The sequence below is a fragment of the Streptomyces sp. NPDC056479 genome (assembly GCF_042795335.1).
Classification (GTDB): Bacteria; Actinomycetota; Actinomycetes; order Streptomycetales; family Streptomycetaceae; genus Streptomyces.
Genome location: NZ_JBHTRZ010000010.1, coordinates 312,840 through 329,550 on the forward strand (window position 1 = coordinate 312,840; position 16,711 = coordinate 329,550).

At 70.1% G+C, this 16,711-nt stretch carries 16 protein-coding genes; 15 read left to right on the plus strand and 1 reads right to left on the minus strand.

The genetic code is table 11. The annotated features are described in order from the left end of the window. Positions 1-282: 282 nt before the first annotated feature. Positions 283-897, plus strand: coding sequence for a 30S ribosomal protein S4 (rpsD, locus tag ACFQ6S_RS35160; protein WP_190073919.1), 615 nt, complete (start codon positions 283-285; stop codon positions 895-897). A gap of 29 nt (positions 898-926) precedes the next feature. Here the strand turns inward: rpsD and ACFQ6S_RS35165 are convergent, their stop codons facing one another. Further along, the gene (locus tag ACFQ6S_RS35165; RefSeq protein ID WP_383418798.1) at positions 927-3,083 is read right to left on the minus strand and encodes an ATP-binding protein; all 2,157 of its coding nucleotides are present in this window, start codon (positions 3,081-3,083) and stop codon (positions 927-929) included. 163 nt (positions 3,084-3,246) lie between these two features. On the opposite strand from ACFQ6S_RS35165, the gene ACFQ6S_RS35170 reads away from it, so the two are divergent. The 14 genes from ACFQ6S_RS35170 to nusB all read left to right on the plus strand — a co-directional run bounded on the left by ACFQ6S_RS35170 (position 3,247) and on the right by nusB (position 16,504). Next, complete coding sequence (locus ACFQ6S_RS35170; RefSeq protein WP_383419025.1) at positions 3,247-3,684, plus strand: DUF948 domain-containing protein; 438 nt, start codon at positions 3,247-3,249, stop codon at positions 3,682-3,684. Positions 3,685-3,700: 16 nt separating this feature from the next. Further along, positions 3,701-4,048, plus strand: coding sequence for a hypothetical protein (locus ACFQ6S_RS35175; RefSeq protein ID WP_383418800.1), 348 nt, complete (start codon positions 3,701-3,703; stop codon positions 4,046-4,048). Then, complete coding sequence (gene alaS / locus ACFQ6S_RS35180) at positions 4,048-6,720, plus strand: alanine--tRNA ligase (protein ID WP_383418802.1); 2,673 nt, start codon at positions 4,048-4,050, stop codon at positions 6,718-6,720. Before ACFQ6S_RS35175 ends, alaS begins: the two co-directional genes overlap by 1 nt. A 35-nt stretch (positions 6,721-6,755) precedes the next feature. Continuing rightward, positions 6,756-7,220, plus strand: coding sequence for a Holliday junction resolvase RuvX (gene ruvX, locus ACFQ6S_RS35185; protein ID WP_383419027.1), 465 nt, complete (start codon positions 6,756-6,758; stop codon positions 7,218-7,220). 124 nt (positions 7,221-7,344) lie between these two features. After that, positions 7,345-9,030, plus strand: a complete 1,686-nt coding sequence (mltG, locus tag ACFQ6S_RS35190; protein ID WP_383418804.1) for an endolytic transglycosylase MltG — start codon at positions 7,345-7,347, stop codon at positions 9,028-9,030. Further along, positions 9,011-9,850: a shikimate dehydrogenase gene (locus tag ACFQ6S_RS35195; RefSeq protein WP_383418805.1), complete on the plus strand. Its 840-nt coding sequence runs from the start codon at positions 9,011-9,013 to the stop codon at positions 9,848-9,850. Before mltG ends, ACFQ6S_RS35195 begins: the two co-directional genes overlap by 20 nt. Positions 9,851-9,901: 51 nt before the next feature. Then, entirely contained in the window at positions 9,902-10,249 is a 348-nt protein-coding gene (locus ACFQ6S_RS35200; protein WP_383418807.1) for a hypothetical protein, read from the plus strand. Positions 10,250-10,433: 184 nt separating this feature from the next. After that, positions 10,434-11,618 carry a chorismate synthase gene (gene aroC, locus ACFQ6S_RS35205; RefSeq protein ID WP_383418809.1) on the plus strand — a complete coding sequence of 395 codons (1,185 nt, stop codon included), beginning with the start codon at positions 10,434-10,436 and terminating at the stop codon, positions 11,616-11,618. A gap of 32 nt (positions 11,619-11,650) precedes the next feature. Further along, entirely contained in the window at positions 11,651-12,133 is a 483-nt protein-coding gene (locus ACFQ6S_RS35210; protein WP_383419029.1) for a shikimate kinase, read from the plus strand. Beyond that, entirely contained in the window at positions 12,130-13,221 is a 1,092-nt protein-coding gene (gene aroB, locus ACFQ6S_RS35215) for a 3-dehydroquinate synthase (RefSeq protein WP_383418811.1), read from the plus strand. Before ACFQ6S_RS35210 ends, aroB begins: the two co-directional genes overlap by 4 nt. Positions 13,222-13,389: 168 nt before the next feature. Beyond that, positions 13,390-14,274: a Pro-rich N-terminal domain-containing protein gene (locus ACFQ6S_RS35220; protein WP_383418813.1), complete on the plus strand. Its 885-nt coding sequence runs from the start codon at positions 13,390-13,392 to the stop codon at positions 14,272-14,274. 69 nt (positions 14,275-14,343) lie between these two features. Continuing rightward, positions 14,344-15,450 (plus strand): aminopeptidase P family protein, encoded by a 1,107-nt coding sequence (locus ACFQ6S_RS35225; protein ID WP_383418815.1) that lies wholly within the window; start codon positions 14,344-14,346, stop codon positions 15,448-15,450. Positions 15,451-15,501: 51 nt separating this feature from the next. Beyond that, positions 15,502-16,068 (plus strand): elongation factor P, encoded by a 567-nt coding sequence (gene efp / locus ACFQ6S_RS35230; RefSeq protein WP_030607045.1) that lies wholly within the window; start codon positions 15,502-15,504, stop codon positions 16,066-16,068. A 1-nt stretch (position 16,069) separates the two neighbouring features. Further along, entirely contained in the window at positions 16,070-16,504 is a 435-nt protein-coding gene (gene nusB / locus ACFQ6S_RS35235; RefSeq protein WP_328882897.1) for a transcription antitermination factor NusB, read from the plus strand. Positions 16,505-16,711 lie beyond the last annotated feature (207 nt).

Sequence of the window (16,711 nt, forward strand, 5' to 3'; positions counted from 1 at the left end):
GTGCTGTGTCCCGTGCAGTCAGAACGGGACGGTCAGCCGGAGCTCCGATCCTCGGATCGACTCCAGGAGCGTCGCGCACCGTCGAACGGTGTCGCGGGCAGCCCACCACCACTCGTCGCCCGACGGGACCGGTCGGTGGGCCACTCGCGTGCTGCACGTTTGTGCCCAGACCAGGGGAGCGGCTGCCCACCAGGCCCGGCAACGGACCCGGAGGGTTTCCCCGGCTGCGGATGCGACCTCCCTCAACCCTGACAAGCCGTAGAAACAGACAAGGAAGATCAAGTGGCGAACCAGTCCCGCCCCAAGGTCAAGAAGTCGCGTGCCCTCGGCATCGCGCTGACCCCGAAGGCCGTCAAGTACTTCGAGGCCCGTCCCTACCCGCCGGGTGAGCACGGCCGTGGCCGCAAGCAGAACTCGGACTACAAGGTCCGTCTGCTGGAGAAGCAGCGTCTGCGTGCGCAGTACGACGTGTCCGAGCGTCAGCTCGTCCGCGCCTACGAGCGTGCCTCCAAGGTTCAGGGCAAGACCGGTGAGGCCCTGATCATCGAGCTCGAGCGTCGTCTCGACGCCCTGGTCCTGCGTTCGGGCATCGCCCGCACCATCTACCAGGCCCGTCAGATGGTCGTTCACGGCCACATCGAGGTCAACGGCGGCAAGGTCGACAAGCCGTCGTTCCGCGTCCGTCCCGACGACGTCGTGATGGTCCGCGAGCGCAGCCGCGAGAAGACCCTCTTCTCGATCGCCCGCGAGGGCGGCTTCGCCCCCGATGGTGAGACCCCGCGCTACCTGCAGGTGAACCTCAAGGCCCTGGCGTTCCGCCTGGACCGTGAGCCGAACCGCAAGGAGATCCCGGTGATCTGCGACGAGCAGCTCGTCGTCGAGTACTACGCCCGTTGATCCTTCAGCGGTCGTAGGACTTCTGCGCCTCAGCCCGTCGTCTCCCCGCCTTTCCGGGTGGGGGAGGCGGCGGGCTTCCGCATGGTCAGGGTGGCCCTGACATGCCGGGCCGGGCCTCGCGGGGACGGGGGCGCGTCCGAGGACGGCCGGCCCAGCGCCCGGCGCACCGCCGCCTCCCGGCCGAGCTCCGCGCCCTGCCGTACGTACTCCTCGTACCGCTCGTCGCCGAGCGCTTCTCGGGCCGCCGTCTCGCACAGCTCGTGCGGTGCGTTGAAGCAGGCCGAGCCGAACAGCGGCAGTCCGACCGACGGCCACATCCCGGCCGCCGCGCCCTGCAGCACCGCGGCCTCCGCGGCGTCGCCCTCCGCGCCGGTGACCAGGGCCAGCAGCTCCACGGCGAGCACCGAGCCGAGCAGGTCGTGGAAGGAGTGGGCGCTGCCGAGGCACTCGGTCAGCAACGCGCGGGCGCCGGGCAGGTGGCCCTCGGCCCAGGCGGCGTACGCCAGGACGTACAGCGCGTAGGAGCGCGCCCAGCGCTCGCCGTGGTCCTCGCACACCTGGCGCACGTCCTCGCACAACCGCACCGCGTCCGGCAGATCGCCCTGGAACGCCCGGGTCATCGCCAGCTCGATCTGGCCTATCAGCACATTGCTGTTGAGTTCGCCGATCTCCCGATAGCGGGCGAGCGCGGAGCGCAGCAGCGTCTCCGCGCGTTCCATGTCGTCCGAGAGCATCGCCAGACAACCCGTGCGGTGCTCGGCATAAGCCACCGCCGTCGGATCGCCCGCGTCTTCCGCCTCCTCCCGGCACTCCAGCAGCAGCCCGAGGGCGGGCACCGAGTCGCCCTGCAGGATCGCCACATAGCCGAGCACCCACAGCGCCTTCAGCCGCGACCGCCCATGATCGGAGTCCAGGGCCACGGCCTGTTCCAGCCAGTGCCGCCCCTCCGACAGCCGCCCGCAGCCGACCCAGTGGAACCACAGGGAGCCCGCGAGGTACTGCCCCAGATGCGCCTCGTCCGGCTCGCCCAGGCAGTACTCCAGGGCGCAGCGCAGATTCGGCAGCTCCGCCTCGACCCGCGCCGCCACCTCGCCCTGCCGCGGCGAGAACCACTCCAGCTCGCACCAGGTCGTCAGGCCCAGATACCAGTCGCGGTGCCGGCGCCGCAGCCGGGCCGCGTCCCCCGTCGCCTCCAGCCAGTCGGCACCGTAGGCCCGGATCGTGTCCAGCATCCGATAGCACACACCCGCCGGGGTCTCCTCCCGCGCGAGAACGGACTGCGCCAGCAGCTCCGAGAGCACATCGAGCACGTCGTCGGCGTGCAGGCCCTGGCCGCCGCACACATACTCGGCCGCATCCAGGTCGAACCGGCCCGCGAACACCGACAGCCGCGCCCACAGCAACCGCTCCTCGGGCGTGCACAGTTCATGGCTCCAGCCGACCGTCGTACGCAGCGTGCGATGACGCGGCAGCACGTCCCTCGTGCCGCCGGTCAGCAGCCGGAACCGGTCGTCGAGCCGCTCCAGCAGCTGCCCCGGCGCCAGTGTCCGCAGCCGCCCCGCGGCCAGCTCGATCGCGAGCGGGATCCCGTCCAGGCGACGGCACAACTCCCGTACGTCCCCGTCGCCCGGCACGGCCGTTCCGCGCTGTGCCGCCCGCTCCACGAACAGCTCCACCGCGTCGTCCTCGCCCAGCGGCGCCAGTGGGAACAGCCGTTCGCCCGCCAGGCCCAGCGGTCTGCGTCCCACGGCGAGCACGCTCAGCCCCGGAACCCGGCGCAGCAGATCCGTCGCCAGCTCCGCACAGGCGCCGACCAGGTGCTCGAAACCGTCCAGGATCAGCAGGAGTTCACGCCCGGCGAGATGCGCCAGCAGCGTCTCGTGGGGCAGGCGGGTCGTGTGGTCGGTCAGACCCAGCCCCTCCACGACCGCGTAGTCGACGAACTCCGGATCGCGGACCGGCGCCAACTCCACGTGCCACACGCCGTCCCGCGGCGCGCACCGCGAGGCCGCGCGCGCCGCCAGCCGTGACTTGCCGACACCGCCGGCCCCGGTCACCGTCACCAGCCGCGCGGCTCCGAGCGCCGCGGTCAGCTCGGCGAACTCCGCCGAGCGGCCCACGAACGTGCTCAGTTCCAGGGGCAGATCGCCGGAGTCGGGGGAGTGGGGGCGCCGTTGATCCCGCATGGGACACGGAGCGTACTGAACCGTAATCACTCCGTACAATCGCTTCTCGTGACCCGGCCGCGCACAGGCGCTAATCCGGTGCGGAGCCACGGCCCCGGCGCGATAGGCTCGGTGCACGACTTTTTCGATGCAGACCGATGCAGAGGCACGTTTCAGGGAGCGGGTGCACACAGTGTCCGGTGGAGAAGTTGCCGGGATCCTGGTGGCCGTCTTCTGGGCGATCCTGGTCTCCTTCCTCGCCGTCGCGCTGGCGAGGCTGGCCCAGACGCTCAGGGCGACCACCAAGCTCGTCGCGGATGTGACCGATCAGGCGGTCCCGCTCCTGGCAGACGCCTCCACGGCGGTGCGCTCCGCGCAGACGCAGATCGACCGGGTCGACGCGATCGCCTCCGACGTCCAGGAGGTCACGTCGAACGCCTCCGCCCTGTCGACCACCGTCGCCTCCACCTTCGGCGGCCCCCTGGTCAAGGTCGCGGCCTTCGGCTACGGCGTGCGCCGGGCCCTCGGCGGCCGCAAGCAGGAGGACATGCCCGCGAAGTCGCCCCGGCGTAACGTGATCGTGGGCCGGACGGTCCCCGCCGCACGCCGCAAGCGGAAGTAAGGACTGAGACCGAGCGATGTTCCGCCGTACGTTCTGGTTCAGCACGGGTGTCGCCGCCGGTGTGTGGGCCACCACCAAGGTCAACCGCAAGCTCAGGCAGCTGACCCCGGAGAGCCTCGCCGCCACCGCGGCGAACAAGGCCCTGGAGACCGGTCAGCGTCTGAAGGACCGCGCGGTGGGCTTCGCGCTCGACGTCCGCGACAACATGGCCCAGCGGGAGGCCGAGCTGGAGGACGCGCTCGGTATCCAGGAGAACCCCGAACTCCCCGGGCCGCGGCGGTACGCCGCCATCGAGAACGACCGCAGCAACCCGAAGTACGTCGACAACCCGACGTACTCGCACAACCGGAATGAGGACCACTGATGGAGTCGGCCGAGATTCGCCGCCGCTGGCTGAGCTTCTTCGAGGAGCGCGGGCACACCGTCGTCCCTTCGGCGTCGCTCATCGCGGACGACCCGACTCTGCTCCTCGTCCCGGCCGGCATGGTGCCCTTCAAGCCCTACTTCCTGGGTGAGGTCAAGCCTCCCTTCGACCGCGCCACCAGCGTGCAGAAGTGCGTGCGCACCCCGGACATCGAAGAGGTCGGCAAGACCACCCGGCACGGCACCTTCTTCCAGATGTGCGGCAACTTCTCCTTCGGCGACTACTTCAAGGAAGGCGCCATCAAGTACGCCTGGGAGCTGCTCACCAGCCCCCAGGACAAGGGTGGTTACGGCCTGGAGCCGGAGAAGCTCTGGATCACCGTCTACAAGGACGACGACGAGGCCGAGCGCATCTGGCACGACGTCGTCGGCGTGCCGAAGGAGCGCATCCAGCGCCTCGGCATGAAGGACAACTACTGGTCCATGGGCGTCCCCGGACCCTGCGGCCCCTGCTCCGAGATCAACTACGACCGCGGCCCCGAGTTCGGCGTCGAGGGCGGCCCCGCCGTCAACGACGAGCGGTACGTGGAGATCTGGAACCTCGTCTTCATGCAGTACGAGCGAGGCGAGGGCATCGGCAAGGACAACTTCGAGATCCTCGGCGACCTCCCGAGCCAGAACATCGACACGGGCCTCGGCCTCGAGCGCCTCGCCATGATTCTGCAGGGCGTGCAGAACATGTACGAGATCGACACCTCCATGGCCGTCATCAAGAAGGCCACCGAGCTGACGGGGGTGGCCTACGGCGACGCCCACGGCTCGGACGTCTCCCTGCGCGTGGTCACCGACCACATGCGCACGTCCGTGATGCTCATCGGTGACGGCGTGACCCCCGGCAACGAGGGCCGCGGCTACGTCCTGCGCCGCATCATGCGCCGCGCCATCCGCAACATGCGTCTGCTCGGCGCCACCGGCCCGGTCGTCAAGGACCTGGTCGACGTCGTCATCGGCATGATGGGCCAGCAGTACCCCGAGCTGGTCACGGACCGCGAGCGCATCGAGAAGGTCGCCGTCGCCGAGGAGAACGCCTTCCTCAAGACGCTGAAGGCCGGCACCAACATCCTCGACACCGCCGTCACCGACACCAAGGCCGCGGGCTCCACCGTGCTGGCCGGCGACAAGGCGTTCCTGCTCCACGACACCTGGGGCTTCCCGATCGACCTCACCCTGGAGATGGCCGCCGAGCAGGGCCTCTCCGTGGACGAGGACGGCTTCCGCCGCCTGATGAAGGAGCAGCGGGAGCGCGCCAAGGCCGACGCCCAGGCCAAGAAGACCGGCCACGCCGGCGCCGGCGCCTACCGGGAGATCGCCGACAAGGTCGGCGAGACCGACTTCATCGGCTACGGCGACACCGAGGGCGAGTCCACGATCGTCGGCATCCTCGTCGACGGCGCCTCGTCCCCGGCCGCCACCGAGGGCGACGAGGTCGAGATCGTCCTCGACCGCACCCCGTTCTACGCCGAGGGCGGCGGCCAGATCGGCGACACCGGCCGGATCAAGGCCGACTCCGGTGCCGTCATCGAGATCCGCGACTGTCAGAAGCCGGTGCCCGGCGTGTACGTCCACAAGGGTGTCGTCCAGGTCGGCGAGGTGACGGTCGGTGCCAAGGCCCACGCCTCGATCGACAACCGCCGCCGCAAGGCCATCGCCCGCGCCCACTCGGCCACCCACCTCACCCACCAGGCGCTGCGCGACGCCCTCGGCCCGACGGCCGCCCAGGCCGGTTCCGAGAACCAGCCCGGCCGCTTCCGCTTCGACTTCGGCTCGCCGTCCGCCGTGCCGACGGCCGTGATGACCGACGTCGAGCAGAAGATCAACGAGGTGCTCGCCCGCGACCTGGACGTGCACGCCGAGGTCATGGGCATCGACGACGCCAAGAAGCAGGGGGCCATCGCCGAGTTCGGTGAGAAGTACGGCGAGCGCGTGCGCGTCGTGACCATCGGCGACTTCTCCAAGGAGCTGTGCGGCGGCACGCATGTGCACAACACCGCCCAGCTCGGCCTGGTGAAGCTGCTCGGCGAGTCGTCCATCGGCTCCGGGGTGCGCCGTATCGAGGCCCTGGTCGGCGTGGACGCCTACAACTTCCTCGCCCGTGAGCACACGGTCGTCGCCCAGCTCCAGGAGCTGATCAAGGGCCGTCCGGAGGAGCTCCCGGAGAAGGTCTCCGCCATGCTCGGCAAGCTGAAGGACGCCGAGAAGGAGATCGAGAAGTTCCGCGCCGAGAAGGTACTCCAGGCCGCCGCCGGTCTCGTCGAGTCCGCCAAGGACGTGCACGGCGTCGCCGTCGTCACCGGCCAGGTCCCGGACGGCACCACGCCGGACGACCTGCGCAAGCTGGTCCTCGACGTGCGCGGCCGCATCCAGGGCGGACGGGCCGCCGTGGTCGCCCTGTTCACCGTCAGCAACGGCAAGCCGCTCACGGTCATCGCCACCAACGAGGCCGCCCGCGAGCGCGGTCTCAAGGCCGGCGACCTGGTCCGTACGGCTGCCAAGACCCTCGGCGGCGGCGGTGGCGGCAAGCCGGACGTCGCCCAGGGCGGCGGTCAGAACCCGGCCGCCATCGGCGACGCGGTCGACGCCGTCGAGCGGCTCGTGGCGGAAACGGCCAAGTGAGCGACGGCACACACGCGAGTGGCGACGACCGGGGCATGCGCCGCGGCCGTCGCCTGGCGCTCGACGTCGGCGACGCCCGGATCGGCGTCGCCTCGTGCGACCCCGACGGGATCCTCGCCACACCGGTGGAGACGGTCCCGGGCCGGGACATCCCCGCAGCTCAGCGTCGGCTCAAGCAACTCGTCGAGGAGTACGAGCCCATCGAGGTCGTCGTCGGCCTGCCCCGCTCCCTCAAGGGCGGCGAGGGCCCTGCCGCGGTCAAGGTCAGGGGCTTCGCCCAGGAACTGGCCCGCATGATCGCGCCCGTTCCGGTCAGGCTCCTGGACGAGCGGATGACGACCGTGACGGCCAGTCAGGGACTGCGTGCCTCGGGCGTGAAGTCGAAGAAGGGCCGGTCGGTCATCGATCAGGCAGCCGCCGTGATCATCCTGCAGCAGGCGCTCGAATCCGAACGGGTGTCAGGTAAAGCTCCCGGAGAGAGCGTCGAAGTGGTTATCTGATCGCGATACTGTAACGTTCCGCGCGATGCGCCGGTGTTCGAACAGCCGGAGCACAAAGAGAGGCGGGACGGGAGCCGGATCTTCAGCAGCCGCGTGACCGCCGCCTCGCGGCTCTAGGGGATCGATGACTGAGTATGGCCGGGGCCCAGGCTCCGAACCGTGGCATCCCGAGGACCCGTTGTTCGGGGACGGCGGATGGGAAGGGCAGCAGACCCACTCGGGCCAGCAGGCTGCCTACGGCGGCCAGCCGCAGCATTATCCGGAGCAGCAGCAGCCGCAGCAGCCACAGCACTACGGCGACTGGGGCAACGGCCAGCAGGCCGCGTACGGTCAGCAGCAGTACCCGCAGCAGGGTCAGCAGTACCCGCAGCAGTACGACCAGCAGCACTACCCGGGCCATGGGCAGCAGTCGTACGACAACAACGGCTGGGCGACCGGCAGTCACTCGCACGTCCAGTACCCCGACCCCGGCGACCCGTACGGGCAGCAGGCCGCGGCGTACGGCGGCGAGCAGCACGACTACTACGGCACGCCCGACGCATACCCGCCGCCGGAGCCGCCGAGCCGCAGGCAGGCCGAGCCGGAGCCGCCGGAGACCGACTGGGATCCTGGCCCTGACCAGGGCGAACATGCCTTCTTCGCCGGTGGCGACGATGACGACGACGGCGATGACGAGTCGGGGGGCGGCCGGGGCCGCGGCGACCGGCGGGGCCGGGGCGGCAAGCCCAAGAAGCGCCGCAGCGGGCTCGCCTGTCTGGTGGTCGTGGTCGTGTTCGGCGGAGGCGTCGCCGGAGTCGGATATTTCGGGTACCAGTTTTACCAGGATCGTTTCGGCGCGGCCCCTGACTACGCCGGGGAAGGCACCAGCGACACCGTCACCGTCGAGATCCCGAAGGGCGCGCTCGGCAACCAGATCGGCCAGGCGCTCAAGCAGGCCGGCGTCGTCAAGAGCGTCGACGCCTTCGTGGCCGCCCAGTCGCAGAACCCCGACGGGAAGACGATCCAGGCCGGCGCCTATCTGCTGCACAAGCAGATGTCCGCCGAGAGCGCCGTCGAGATGATGCTCGACCCGAAGAGCCAGAACAACGTTCTGGTGCGGCCGGGCGAGCGCAATGTGGCCGTCTACAAGGCGATCGACGAACAACTCGATTTGTCGTCCGGCACCACCAGGAAGATCGCCGAGCAGAAATACAAGAGCCTCGGACTGCCGAGCTGGGCCAACGACAACGATGACATCAGGGACCCGCTGGAGGGCTTCCTCTATCCGGGCACCTATCCCGCCGCCAAGGGCATGAAGCCCGAAGCGGTGCTGAAGGGGATGGTGTCCCTGGCCGTCAACAAGTACGAGGCGCTCGATCTGGAGGCCAAGGCCAAGGCGCTCAAGCTGGACAGCCCGTTGCAGGTCATCACGGTCGCCAGCCTCGTCCAGGCCGAGGGAAAGACCGATGACGACTACCGCAAGATGGCGGAAGTGGTCTACAACCGCCTCGACCGCGCGAACCCCGAGACCTACGGTCTGCTGCAGTTCGACTCGACCTTCAATTACCTGAAGGGCCAGAGCAACATCAATATCAGCGAATCCGAGATCAACAAGAATCAGGACCCGTACAACACGTACACGCAGAAGGGTCTGCCGCCCGGACCGATCGGCAACCCGGGCGAGGGCGCGATCAAGGGAACGTTGAATCCGACCGACGAGGGCTGGTACTACTTCGTCGCGGTCGACGGCGTGAGCAAGACCGAATTCGCCAAGACCCACGACGATTTCCAGAAGCTCAAGGACAAGTTCAATGAGAGCTCGGGCAACTGACGCCCGCCGGGCCGCCGTACTCGGCAAGCCCATCGCCCACTCCCTCTCCCCGGTGCTGCACCGCGCCGCCTACGAGGAACTGGGGCTCACCGACTGGTCGTACGACCGGTTCGAGATCGACGAGGCCGCGCTGCCCGGGTTCTTCGCCGAACTGGGGTCGGAGTGGGCCGGGTTGTCGTTGACGATGCCGCTCAAGCGCGCCGTCATCCCGCTGCTGGACGAGATCAGCGAGACGGCGTCCTCGGTCGAGGCCGTCAACACGGTCGTCCGCACCGAGGACGGCCGTCGCGTCGGCGACAACACCGACATCCCCGGCATGGTCGCCGCGATGCGGGAACGCGGCATCGAACAGGTCGACTCGGCCGCGATCCTCGGCGCCGGCGCCACGGCGTCCTCCGCGCTGGCCGCGCTCGCCCGCGTCTGCACCGGCGAGGTCGTTGCGTACGTACGCAGCGAGGCACGCGCCGCCGAGATGCGGCAGTGGGGCGAGCGGCTCGACGTGGAGGTCCGTACGGCGGACTGGGCGGACGCGGAACGGGCCTTGCACGCGCCGCTGGTGATCGCGACCACCCCCGCCGGTGCGACCGACGCCCTCGCCGCCGCCGTACCGGAGCGCCCCGCCACTCTGTTCGACGTGCTCTACGACCCCTGGCCGACCGCCCTGGCGGCACGCTGGTCCATGTTCGGCGGAGCGGTCGTCAGCGGGCTGGACCTGCTGGTGCATCAGGCGGTGCTGCAGGTGGAGCAGATGACCGGGCGCACCCCGGCGCCCCTGGAGGCCATGCGAAATGCGGGAGAGCGCGCTCTCGCGAACCGCTAAGATCCGCTGAGTTCCGCAGGGGGCGGAGAGGATCTGGGGGGAGAACGAGCAGTGTCCACTGGTGTGCCGCTGGCGTCCGGCAAGAGCGAGATATTCGAGGTCGTCCTGCAGTTCATGCCGGACTGGGTGCAGATCCCTGTGCTCGTCCTGGTCGTGCTGCTCGTCGTCGGGTCGTGGGTCTTCAAGCTGAAGCGCAAGATCGACCGGCGGCGTGCGAGGCGTCAGGGACTGTCAGTCCAGACGGCTGCGCCGCAGGGGCAGGGACGGGGAGCCGACTACCTGGGCCCGTACGCGGCCCAGCAGACCCCGGAGCCGAGCGGTGCCGACTTCCTCGGCGCCTACGCCCCTCAGCAGGCCCATTCGGCACAGCCGAGCGCCCAGGGCAACGGCACCGCCTGATCCCGGTCGGTGTCCGGCGCCGTCCATCTCGCGTCCGCCAGGTGGACCGGCGGCCGGGGACGGGATCGGGACGTGGGAGGATCGAAGGTGGCGGGCCGGGGCCGCGCACCTGGTCACGCCGTCGACGTACGCGAGGACGCGCGTACGCAGGGCAGTACCAGGGCGCGAGCACTGAGGAGCACCGTTGAGCAGGTTGCGCTGGCTGACCGCGGGGGAGTCCCACGGTCCCGCACTCGTGGCGACGCTGGAGGGCCTTCCCGCCGGCGTGCCGATCACCACGGAGATGGTGGCGGACCACCTGGCCCGGCGCCGGCTCGGCTATGGACGCGGTGCGCGCATGAAGTTCGAGCGCGACGAGGTCACCTTCCTCGGCGGCGTCCGCCACGGCCTCACCCTCGGTTCCCCGGTCGCGATCATGGTGGGCAACACCGAGTGGCCCAAGTGGGAGCAGGTCATGGCGGCCGACCCGATCGACCCCGAGATCCTCGCCGGCCTCGCCCGCAACGCGCCGCTGACCCGGCCGCGCCCCGGCCACGCCGACCTCGCCGGCATGCAGAAGTACGGCTTCGACGAGGCCCGGCCGATCCTGGAGCGCGCCTCGGCACGTGAGACCGCGGCCCGTGTCGCCCTCGGTGCCGTTGCCCGGTCGTACCTCAAGGAGACGGCCGGCATCGAGATCGTCAGCCATGTCGTCGAGCTGTGTTCCGTGAAGGCCCCGCAAGGTGTGTACCCGACGCCGGCCGACGTCGAGAAGCTGGACGCCGACCCGCTGCGCTGCCTCGACGCGGACGCGTCGAAGGCGATGGTCGCGGAGGTCGACCAGGCCCACAAGGACGGCGACACGCTCGGCGGTGTGGTCGAGGTGCTCGCCTACGGCGTCCCCGTCGGCCTCGGCTCGCACGTCCACTGGGACCGCAAGCTGGACGCCCGCCTCGCCGGCGCGCTCATGGGCATCCAGGCCATCAAGGGCGTCGAGCTCGGCGACGGCTTCGAGCTCGCCCGCGTTCCCGGCTCCAAGGCGCACGACGAGATCGTGAACACGCCGGAGGGCATCCGCCGCGTCTCCGGCCGCTCCGGCGGCACCGAGGGCGGTCTCACCACCGGTGAGCTGCTGCGGGTGCGGGCCGCGATGAAGCCGATCGCCACCGTGCCGAGGGCCCTGCAGACCATCGACGTGACGACCGGCGAGGCGACGCAGGCGCACCACCAGCGCTCCGACGTCTCCGCGGTCCCGGCGGCTGGCATCGTCGCCGAGGCCATGGTGGCGCTCGTCCTCGCGGACGCGGTGGCGGAGAAGTTCGGCGGCGACAGCGTGGCCGAGACGCGCCGTAACGTGCGGTCCTACCTCGAAAACCTGGCCATCCGGTGAGCGCAGCGCCTGTGATCGTGCTGGTCGGGCCGATGGGCGTGGGCAAGTCCACGGTCGGGCAGCTGCTGGCCGACCGGCTCGGCGTCGGCTACCGGGACAGCGATGACGACATCGTGAGCGAGCAGGGCCGGACCATCGCGGAGATCTTCGTCGACGAGGGCGAGCCCGCCTTCCGGGCGGTCGAGAAGTCGGCCGTGCGCCGGGCGCTCGCCGAGCACGGCGGTGTCCTCGCGCTGGGCGGCGGCTCGATCCTGGACGAGGACACGCGGGCCCTGCTGGAGGGACAGCGGGTCGTGTACCTGTCGATGGACGTCGAGGAAGCGGTCAAGCGCACCGGCCTGAACGCCGCCCGCCCGCTGCTCGCGGTCAACCCGCGCAAGCAGTGGCGGGAGCTGATGGAGGCCCGTCGGCATCTGTACGAGTCGGTGGCCACGGCGGTCGTTGCCACCGACGGCCGTACGCCCGAAGAGGTCACCCAAGCCGCCCTGGACGCACTGGAGTTGAAGGACGCATGACTGAGGCAGTGACGAGGATCCAGGTCGGCGGTACCGCGGGCAGCGAACCGTACGAGGTCCTGGTGGGGCGTCAGCTCCTGGGCGAGCTGGGCGGGTTGATCGGCGGCCGGACCAAGCGGGTCGCGGTGATCCACCCGGAGGCGCTGGCCGAGACCGGCGAGGCGCTGCGGGCCGATCTGGCCGAGCAGGGCTTCGAGGCCGTCGCCATCCAGGTGCCGAACGCGGAGGAGGCCAAGACCGCGGAGGTGGCCGCCTACTGCTGGAAGGCGCTGGGCCAGTCCGGCTTCACCCGCTCCGACGTGATCGTCGGTGTGGGCGGCGGCGCGACCACCGACCTGGCCGGGTTCGTGGCGGCGACCTGGCTGCGCGGGGTGCGCTGGATCGCGGTCCCGACCACCGTGCTGGCCATGGTGGACGCGGCGGTCGGCGGCAAGACCGGCATCAACACCGCCGAGGGCAAGAACCTGGTGGGTGCCTTCCACCCGCCGGCCGGCGTGCTGTGCGACCTGGCCGCACTGGAGTCCCTGCCGGTCAACGACTACGTGTCGGGTCTCGCGGAGATCATCAAGGCCGGTTTCATCGCCGACCCGGCGATCCTCGAGCTGATCGAGGCCGACCCCGAGGCCGCGCGCACCCCGGCCGGCCCGCACACCGCCGAGCTGATCGAGCGCTCGATCCGGGTCAAGGCCGAGGTCGTCTCCTCGGACCTGAAGGAGTCGGGTCTGCGGGAGATCCTCAACTACGGCCACACCCTCGGCCACGCGATCGAGAAGAACGAGCGCTACAAGTGGCGGCACGGCGCGGCCGTCGCCGTCGGTATGCACTTCGCCGCCGAACTCGGGCGTCTCGCCGGGCGGTTGGACGACGCGACGGCGGACCGGCACCGCACCATCCTCGAATCGGTGGGCCTGCCGCTGTACTACCGCTACGACCAGTGGCCCAAGCTGCTGCAGACCATGAAGGTCGACAAGAAGTCCCGCGGCGATCTGCTGCGCTTCATCGTCCTGGACGGCCTGGCCAAGCCCACCGTGCTGGAGGGACCGGACCCGGCCGTGCTGCTCGCCGCGTACGGCGAAGTCGGCCAGTAAGTCCACCGAACCACCCTTCCGTCCGATTCGCCTGTGGCGATGGGCACTTCAGACCGCCCCCGGCCGTTCACCAAACGGCGGCCGGGGGCGGTACCGTTCGGTAGCGTGCGGGGTAGAGCCCTGCTGCCAGCACCAATGGCCATGGAAGACGAGACGGAGTGGCACCGGATGCAGCACGCAGTGGGAGGTTCTCCGCTGCCGCCGCCCCACCAGTCGGGGCACGGGTGGTCGCCGGCCGCACAACCCCCGGGTGCGCACCATCCGGGCGGACACCCAGAACCCGCCCCGCATCAGGGATCAGCCCCGCAGGGATCCGCTCCTGTGCCCCCGCCGCCCCCGGCGCCGGGCTTCGCACCTCCCGGACCGGTCCCGCACACGCCCCACCACGTTCCGGCCCCGCCGGCCCCCGAGACCACGGGCCATGTGCCGCTGCCGCCCGGCGGCCCCGTCGGCATGCCGAGCGTCCCGCCCGCCACGACGGCACCCGACCCGGCGACCACGACCATCGCCGTGCTGCTCATCGGGCCGGCAGGGGCCGGCAAGACGAGCGTCGCCAAGTTCTGGGCGGAGCAGCGCCGGGTCCCCACGGCCCACATCAGCCTCGACGACGTACGCGAATGGGTCCGCTCCGGCTTCGCCGACCCCCAGTCCGGGTGGAACGACAACTCCGAGGCCCAGTACCGCCTCGCCCGCCGCACCTGCGGCTTCGCCGCGCGGAACTTCCTGGCCAACGGCATCTCGTGCATTCTCGACGACGCCGTCTTCCCCGACCGCCCGGTGGTCGGTCTCGGCGGCTGGAAGCGTCACGTCGGCCCCGGGCTGTTGCCGGTGGTCCTGCTGCCGGGCCTGGAGATAGTCCTGGAGCGCAACGCCGAGCGTTCGGGCAACCGCCGCCTCACGGATGAGGAGGTCGCCCGCATCCATGGCCGCATGGCGGGCTGGTACGGCTCGGGCCTGCCGATCATCGACAATTCCCAGCTCGACGTACCGCAGACGGCGCGGATACTGGACGACGTACTGGCCCGCTCGATCGCAAGCCCTCCGAGCTGGTAGCCAACGGGAGTCATCCCCCGAACGCCTTCTCAACCGGCACAAAACAGACGAGCCTCCTACGCTCGTGTCATGTCAGAGGTGTACGCCGCCCGCCGAACCCGGGTACGGGAACGCTGCCAAGCCGGCGGCAGCGCCACCGCGCTGATCTCCCGCCCCGCCAATCTGCGCTATCTCGCGGGCGCCGCCCCGCAGGGCGCCGTCCTGCTGCTCGGCAGGACCGAGGACCTCCTGCTGTGCGCCGGTCCGCCGGAGAACCGGCCGACCGAGGGCCGCCCCGACGAGGCGCTGCGCCTTCAGACGCTGCCCGGCAACGGCGGTGACCCGGCCGTTGCGGCGGCCGACCTCGCGGCAGGGCAGGGAGCCGACGCGCTCGCCGTGGAGGAACATCACCTCACCGTCGCCCGCCACAGAGCCATTCGCTCCGTCGTACCCGGCTTGCGTCTCACCGACCTCGGCGGCGCGGTCGAACAGCTCCGCGTCGTCAAGGACGAGGAAGAGATCTCCTGCCTCCGCATCGGCGCCGAGATCGCCGACCAGGCCCTGGGTGAGCTGCTCGAATCCATCCTCGTAGGCCGCACGGAGCGCCATCTCGCCCTCGAACTCGAACGGCGTCTCGTCGATCACGGCGCCGACGGGCCGGCCTTTCCCACCGCCGTCGCCACCGGCCCGAACTCCGGCCGACGCGCGCACCGGCCCACCGACCGCCGGGTCGAGGAGGGCGATTTCCTCTCTGTCTGCCTCGGGGCCACGTACCGTGGCTACCGCTGCGAGATCGGCCGTACGTTCGTGATCGGTACGTCTCCCGCGGACTGGCAGATCGAGCTGTACGACCTGGTCTTCGCCGCTCAGCGCGGCGGACGGGAGAGCCTGGTACCCGGTGCCGCCTACCGGGATGTGGACCGTGCCGCGCGTCAGGTGCTGGACTCCGCGGGGTACGCGGAGGGCCTTCCGCCGCTGACGGGGCACGGGGTGGGACTCGAAATCGACGAGGACCCGCAGTTGGCTCCCGCGGCCATGGGTAAACTGGACGCTTGCGTGCCGGTCACCGTCGAACCGGGGGTTCACCTCCCGGGCCGGGGCGGCGTCCGGATCGATGACACGCTCGTCGTTCGCCCTGAGGCGGACGGCGGACCCGAGCTACTCACCATCACGACCAAGGAGCTGCTCGCCCTTTAGACAGGAGCGTGCGCCGGGGTCGTCCACGTCAGTCCAGGAGATTCCGCAACCGTGGCTTCCACGAACGACCTCAAGAACGGCCTTGTGCTCAAGCTCGAAGGCGGCCAGCTCTGGTCCGTCGTCGAGTTCCAGCACGTCAAGCCCGGCAAGGGCCCGGCCTTCGTGCGCACCAAGCTCAAGAACGTGCTCTCCGGGAAGGTCGTCGACAAGACCTTCAACGCCGGCGTGAAGGTCGAGACGGCCACCGTCGACAAGCGCGACATGCAGTTCTCGTACATGGACGGCGAGTACTTCGTCTTCATGGACATGGAGACCTACGACCAGCTCATGGTCGACCGCAAGGCCGTCGGTGACGCCGCCAACTTCCTGATCGAGGGCTTCACGGCCACCGTCGCGCAGCACGAGGGCGAGGTGCTCTTCGTCGAGCTTCCGGCCGCCGTCGAGCTCGTCATCCAGGAGACCGAGCCGGGTGTCCAGGGCGACCGCTCCACCGGTGGCACCAAGCCCGCCATCCTGGAGACCGGTCACCAGATCAACGTCCCGCTCTTCATCACCACCGGTGAGAAGATCAAGGTCGACACCCGCACGAGCGACTACCTCGGCCGGGTGAACAGCTAAATTGGCTGCCCGCAACACGGCCCGCAAGCGAGCCTTCCAGATCCTCTTCGAGGGTGACCAGCGCGACGCCGGGGTCCTGACGGTCCTCGCGGACTGGATCCGGCTCTCCCGGGACGACACCCGGCAGCCGCCGGTGAGCGAGTACACCATGCAGCTGGTCGAGGGCTACGCGCAGCACGCGCGGCGCATCGACGATCTGATCGCTCAGTACGCGGTCGGCTGGACGCTGGACCGGATGCCGGTCGTGGACCGCAACATCCTGCGTCTCGGCGCGTACGAGCTGATCTGGGTCGACGAGACCCCGGACGCCGTCGTGCTGGACGAGATGGTGGCGCTGGCGAAGGAGTTCTCCACGGACGACTCGCCCTCGTTCGTCAACGGCCTCCTCGGTCGGCTCAAGGACCTGAAGCCCACGCTGCGCCGCGAGGAAGCGTAAGGGTTTCCGAAGACGCGGGAGGGCCCCCAGCGACCGCTGCGGGCCCTCCCGCGTCTTCCTGTACCTCCGGGGCCTTCCAGGCCGCCAGAACGCCGCCGGGGTGGCCGCAACCCAATGGGTTTCCGTCCCCCCCCTCGTCCGGTTCTTGTTCGACTTGGGGAGGCTCCCCCCCCCCCGACTTTTCCGGCCCACTAGGCTTCACTCCTT